Origin of the sequence: Novacetimonas hansenii JCM 7643, from assembly GCF_000964405.1 — a bacterium.
Classification (GTDB): Bacteria; Pseudomonadota; Alphaproteobacteria; order Acetobacterales; family Acetobacteraceae; genus Novacetimonas; species Novacetimonas hansenii.
Window position 1 is genome coordinate 1 of sequence record NZ_BANE01000027.1, and the last position, 5,248, is coordinate 5,248.

Below are 5,248 nucleotides of genomic sequence, written 5' to 3' on the forward strand. Positions count from 1 at the left end.
GCCGCGCGGCATCCCGGCCGCCCCGCCACGGCGCACCCGCCATGACGGCCCGCGCCGCAGGCGGCCCCCGCCCCACCGCCACCCTGATCCAACCCGCACGCGAGGCAGGCACATGACCCAGACAATCGCCAGCGGCGACCCCGCCGCCACCGCATCCGAGCAGACATTTACAACCACGCAGATCGCGGACCTGTACCTGTCCGCCGCGCGGGATGGGGAAACGGACCTGGTCAGGGAATTCCTGCGCGCGGGAATCGACCCCGACATCCGCAATGACAAGGGATATACCGCCCTGATCCTGGCGGGGTACAACGGCCATGCGGACACGGTGCGCGCGCTGCTTGAAGGGGGGGCGTCGCCTGACCTGCAGGACCAGAAAGGCGCCACCGCGCTGGCCGGCGTGGCGTTCAAGGGGGATCTGCCCAGCGCACGCACCCTGATCGCGCACGGGGCAAGGATTGACGTCCCCAACGGGGTCGGGCGCACGCCGCTGATCTTTGCCGTCATGTTCAACCGCGACCCGATGGTGGCGCTGCTGCTTGAACATGGGGCCAACCCCGACCTGCGCGATGGCGAGGGCGTCAGCGCACGCATGCTGGCGACACGGCAGGACAATGCCGAACTGCTGGCGCTGATGGGTCCCAAGCCCACGCAGGCATAAAGGCCGTCGCACCCCACATATCCATCTGTTTGATATGCCCTTAAGAGTCGTCCACCATTTACGCCATCCACCGGCACGCACCATGCGGGCCGGCATCATGCGCATTCGTTATTCGCATTTCAGTGGAACCCAAATGCAATGAGCCGTTTCTGGAGCCCCGTCGTCCACAACCTGACCCCCTATGTCCCTGGGGAGCAGCCGCGGATGACCAACCTGATCAAGCTCAATACCAACGAATCCCCCTATGGCCCGTCGCCAAAGGCCCTTGCGGCCATCCGGGCGGCAACGGACGACACGCTGCGCCTGTATCCCGACCCGTCGGCGCTGGCGCTGCGTCAGGCGATCGGGCGTGCCCATGATGTCCCGGCCGGGCATGTGTTCGTTGGCAACGGATCGGACGAGGTTCTGGCCCATACGTTCCAGGCGCTGCTCAAACATGATGGGCCCTTGCTGTTTCCCGATATTTCCTACAGCTTCTATCCGGTTTATTGCGGGCTTTACGGCATCACGGCGCAGATGGTGCCGCTTGATGCGGATATGCGCGTCAATGTGGCGGATTACCTGCGCCCATGCGGCGGGGTGATCGTGCCCAACCCGAACGCCCCCACCGGCATGGCGCTCTCCCTCACGCATATCGAGACACTGTTGACCCATCACCGTGATCAGGTGGTCGTGGTGGACGAAGCCTATGTCGATTTCGGCGGCGAGACCGCCATTCCCCTGACCGCACGCCATGACAACCTGCTGGTGGTGCGCACCCTGTCAAAATCCAGCGCGCTTGCGGGGTTGCGGGTGGGCTATGCCGTGGGGCATCCCGACCTGATCGAGGCCCTGACCCGCGTAAAGGACAGCTTCAATTCCTACCCGCTCGACCGGCTGGCGCAGGTGGGCGCGATCGCCGCGATCGAAGATCGGGAATGGCTTGCCAACATACGCGAACGGATCATAAGATCACGCGACAGGCTGACACACAGCCTGGGAGAAATGGGGTTCGAGGTTCTTCCCTCATGCGCGAATTTCGTGTTCGCGCACCATCCTGGCCATGACGCGCTGACCCTTGCCCGGACCCTGCGGGAACGGGCAATCATCGTGCGACATTTCAGGACACCCCGAATCGCCCAATGGCTCCGTATCACCATCGGGACCGAGGCCGAATGTCAGGCGCTGTGTGACGCACTGGCTGACATCACGGCCACATAACACCGCGCCCGGGCGCACGTACGCGCCATCTGGTTGATACGGACCGGTCCATCGCCGCCATGCCCCATGACGGGAACATCCTTCTCATGGGTGTGGGGGCGTGCGTTCGTTCTTCCCAACCCTGAACAACAGACGTCTTGTTTTCCATTCGAATGGATTATCATCATGCGTGCATTCCACGGACAGATGTCCGACAACCAGCCCATCCGCCGTTCGCTGGCGGAAAAGCAGAAGCAGTTGCGCGACCTGCGTGAAACCCTTGCGAACATGAAATCGCACACCGCACCCGCTCTGCGCGATAGCGTGCAAAAGCGCATCCGCCAGTTGGAAGCCGAACTCGCCGCCGCACCCGCGATGAAGGCACCCCCCGCCAGGGGGCGCGACACGGCAGCAGGAGAGCGCGCGCCCGCACGCTCCCCCCGCCGTCGCCCTGAACGCGGCTGAGGCCGCAAGGATGATGCATCCGTGGGTATCGGCCTATGGGTAGCACCTGCGGGTATGCTGGCCGTGGGTGCGCCCATAGCGCGCCCTCCTTATGAAAAAAGCGCGGACCTGCCGGGGCAGGTCCGCGCTTTTTTTTGCGGGCATGTCAGGACATAAATGCCGCGAAAATAAATACCCCGACTGCTGGGCTGCCCCTTCGCATGCAAGATGCACGCAAAGGGGAAAGTCGATCAGTGTTCGGCTGCGGCCAGTTCCTCGGCAATGTCGCCACGGGCGGCGGCTTCGTCCATGTAACGACGCGCCTCAGGCGAAATCGTCAACGTGATCGTCAGCAGGGCCGAAACCAGGTACAGGCCGGAGAAGATCCAGATGATCCCCTCAATCCCGTGCCAGGATTCAAACCACGTCACGACCGCCGGCCCGACCCAGGTACTCGCCCCCGCACCAAGGCCCAGCGCGGACAGCGCCGCCGCCTTTTCCTTGGGGCAGATCTGCGGCATCAGGCCCGACAGCGGCACGAAGGCGGCAACCGTCGCGCCATACAACGCCCCCATGGCGGCGGCGATGGCGAAATTACCGGGGAACATCAGCGGCACATAATAGAACAGCAGCACCGTAACCGCGGCACCGACCCCACCACCAATGGCCACGACCGAACGATGGCCCAGACGGTCCGCCATCATGCCCGATACGAGGTTCACGAGGATATTCGCCAGGAAGATGATCGACAGGAGCTGTAGCCACTGCGACAGTGAAAAGCCGATGACCTTGGTAAAGAACGCCGGCATGATGACCAGGAATGCATATTCCGATGCCGTGTCGATGATGCGCACGATCATGGCGATAAACGTCTTGGGTTCGCGCCACAGGATACTGACAGAGCTGAAGAAGATCGTCCCCGCCGAAGCACCCGGCGCGGCAAGGCGCCTGCTGCCGGTGGGTTCACGCGTCATCAGCAGCGCCAGAAGGCCACCGAACAGCACCAGCACCAGCGAGCTCCAGAACGTCATCATCTCGCCAATCACAGGGATGGCGAAACTTGCGAACAGGGAACCAAGCGTCGGCAGGCCGCCGGAAAATGCGAACCAGAACCAGCCCGCCGCCGAGCCAAGCTGGTGACGCGGGGTGGCCGCCGCAATCCACACCAGAAAGCCATACGTAAACAGCGGATAGCCGAAGCCACGCATCGTATAGGCCGCAAGCATCATGGAATAGCTGTTGGTCGCAACCCCCATGGACAGGAACACGACCTCGAACACGGCCCAGATTGCAAGGCCGATCCACATGACCCGCTTGGGCCCCCACAGATCGGACAGCGGGCCGGAAACCCAGGAGGAAATGGAAACCGTCACTCCATAAATCGTGAAGAGCAGCGCGGTGTCACGGCCGGAGATGCCCTGCTCTTCAAGATACGGCGCAAGATAACCTGCCTCCACACCGTCACCGATCATGAAGAACAGCAGGCCGACAAACCCCCAGAACAGGGGGGTGGGTATGCCAAGCTTATCGGCAAACGAAGTTCGCTGGGACAGAATGTCTGTCTGTTTCAAGGGGAGATACTCCTCTTTCACAGGCAGCCAACACTAGATTGAGGGGCTCCGCCTCATTGCGGAGCGTCGATGCAGGCTGCGTCCACGATGTACCGGCATGCCGGGATGCCATCGCGGAACCTCAGGTACGGAAAAGCGCGGTCACACATGCGGCGCCGCGCGCACGGGATAACGCCACAACCACGACAGCCTGCCGCATGGGCGCGACATGTCCGTGATAACCTGCGGATCGTTACCAACCGTTCTTGTTATGTCGTCCACCCACGGCTGAAATATGGGTCACGATATCGGCATCAGCCATATATGTGACAGTCATCATATCCCGTATCACCTGTATCAGGGGCGTAAATTCGCTTTTACGCAGCGATGGATGGACCATGAATTTTTAGGATACACAAAATCATTACGATATCGAATGATTTTGCAGGGGCATATGTCTCTGCACCTCCCGGTTTTATGCAGCACAATATATCAGATGGCTGGTTTTATACTCAAAATGACATCGGAATGTAAGCAAATTTTCTGATTTTTGCCACGATTGTCATTTGTTGCTGATAACACAAAGATTTTTTTGACATACATTAAGACATTGACGCACCTTTTCCCCGCCATGGCATGCTGTCATAATCCGGCCTGCCCTTCTTGCGTGGCGATAGGCCGCGCGTTGCGGCAAATGTCAGGTTTTCCTATGTCGCCATCGGCGTCCGGGGCCGGGATATCGGGTCACCGGGATATTCAGGTCATGGAACGTTTCACAGTGAGCCCCTTCGCACGTCCCCTTTTTTTCACGCTTCCAGCCCTTGTGGCGCTGCCTGCGTATTTCTGCACCCCGGCACTGGCCCAGAGCATTGCGACACAGAAGGTGCAGCACGCCATGGACGTGCTGCATTTCAAGCCGGACGCCGCCAGCCAGAGCTGCCTTGAAAAGCTTCAGGAACTCCACAAGGTCCAGGCCGTGATCGAAAAGGCGAGCGAGGGCACCCGCAACCCCGACCTGTCCCTGGCCCATGATGTCATGGAATCGGATTACGAGGATGCAACCGAAAGCTGCGTCCCCGATGCGGCCAAGCTCTGCAATGGCAAGCAGTTCCAGTCGGACGCCCATTTCCGTCAGGCCTGCGAAAGCCTTGATGCGGTGATGTCCATAGATGGCTCCAGCGAAGGGGAGGAAATGGCCACCCCACCCGAAGGGTCCTCGCCTTCCGACGGTGGCGGGGGCTGACGCCAGCCCGCGCTGTGCTGCAAAACGCCTGGCACGACAGGACCAGTGGCAAGGCCGGATAAGAGATTGTTTGAAAACAAATCCTTGATAAAAAAGAAAAGTTTTTGGGTGCTGCCTTTCGATCGAAAAAGGTGGCGTCTTTCGAAGCTTTTTGGAAAAAGCTTCACCAAA

Annotated in this window: 5 protein-coding genes; 4 read left to right on the forward strand and 1 reads right to left on the reverse strand. The window is 60.6% G+C overall.

The genetic code is table 11. From position 1 onward, the window contains the following. Nucleotides 1-112: 112 nt before the first annotated feature. From B7G66_RS01985 to B7G66_RS01995, 3 genes are all read left to right on the forward strand, one after another. Complete coding sequence (locus B7G66_RS01985; protein ID WP_003617293.1) at nucleotides 113-661, forward strand: ankyrin repeat domain-containing protein; 549 nt, start codon at nucleotides 113-115, stop codon at nucleotides 659-661. Nucleotides 662-799: 138 nt separating this feature from the next. Further along, nucleotides 800-1,861, forward strand: coding sequence for a histidinol-phosphate transaminase (hisC, locus tag B7G66_RS01990; protein WP_003617291.1), 1,062 nt, complete (start codon nucleotides 800-802; stop codon nucleotides 1,859-1,861). 165 nt (nucleotides 1,862-2,026) lie between these two features. Beyond that, nucleotides 2,027-2,305 (forward strand): hypothetical protein, encoded by a 279-nt coding sequence (locus B7G66_RS01995; RefSeq protein ID WP_040511321.1) that lies wholly within the window; start codon nucleotides 2,027-2,029, stop codon nucleotides 2,303-2,305. A gap of 230 nt (nucleotides 2,306-2,535) precedes the next feature. On the opposite strand, the gene B7G66_RS02000 is transcribed toward B7G66_RS01995, so the two are convergent. Then, a complete protein-coding gene (locus B7G66_RS02000) occupies nucleotides 2,536-3,855 on the reverse strand; it encodes an MFS transporter (protein ID WP_003617286.1) in 1,320 nt (439 codons plus the stop codon). A 742-nt stretch (nucleotides 3,856-4,597) separates the two neighbouring features. Between B7G66_RS02000 and B7G66_RS02005 the strand changes: the two genes are divergently transcribed. Beyond that, entirely contained in the window at nucleotides 4,598-5,077 is a 480-nt protein-coding gene (locus B7G66_RS02005) for a hypothetical protein (RefSeq protein WP_040511319.1), read from the forward strand. Nucleotides 5,078-5,248: the final 171 nt, after the last annotated feature.

Bases quoted from the DNA above. Each gene is read 5' to 3' on its own strand.
- B7G66_RS01985 (WP_003617293.1), top strand. From the start codon at position 113: ATGACCCAGACAATCGCCAGCGGCGACCCCGCCGCCACCGCATCCGAG.
- hisC (WP_003617291.1), top strand. From the start codon at position 800: ATGAGCCGTTTCTGGAGCCCCGTCGTCCACAACCTGACCCCCTATGTC.
- B7G66_RS01995 (WP_040511321.1), top strand. From the start codon at position 2,027: ATGCGTGCATTCCACGGACAGATGTCCGACAACCAGCCCATCCGCCGT.
- B7G66_RS02005 (WP_040511319.1), top strand. From the start codon at position 4,598: ATGGAACGTTTCACAGTGAGCCCCTTCGCACGTCCCCTTTTTTTCACG.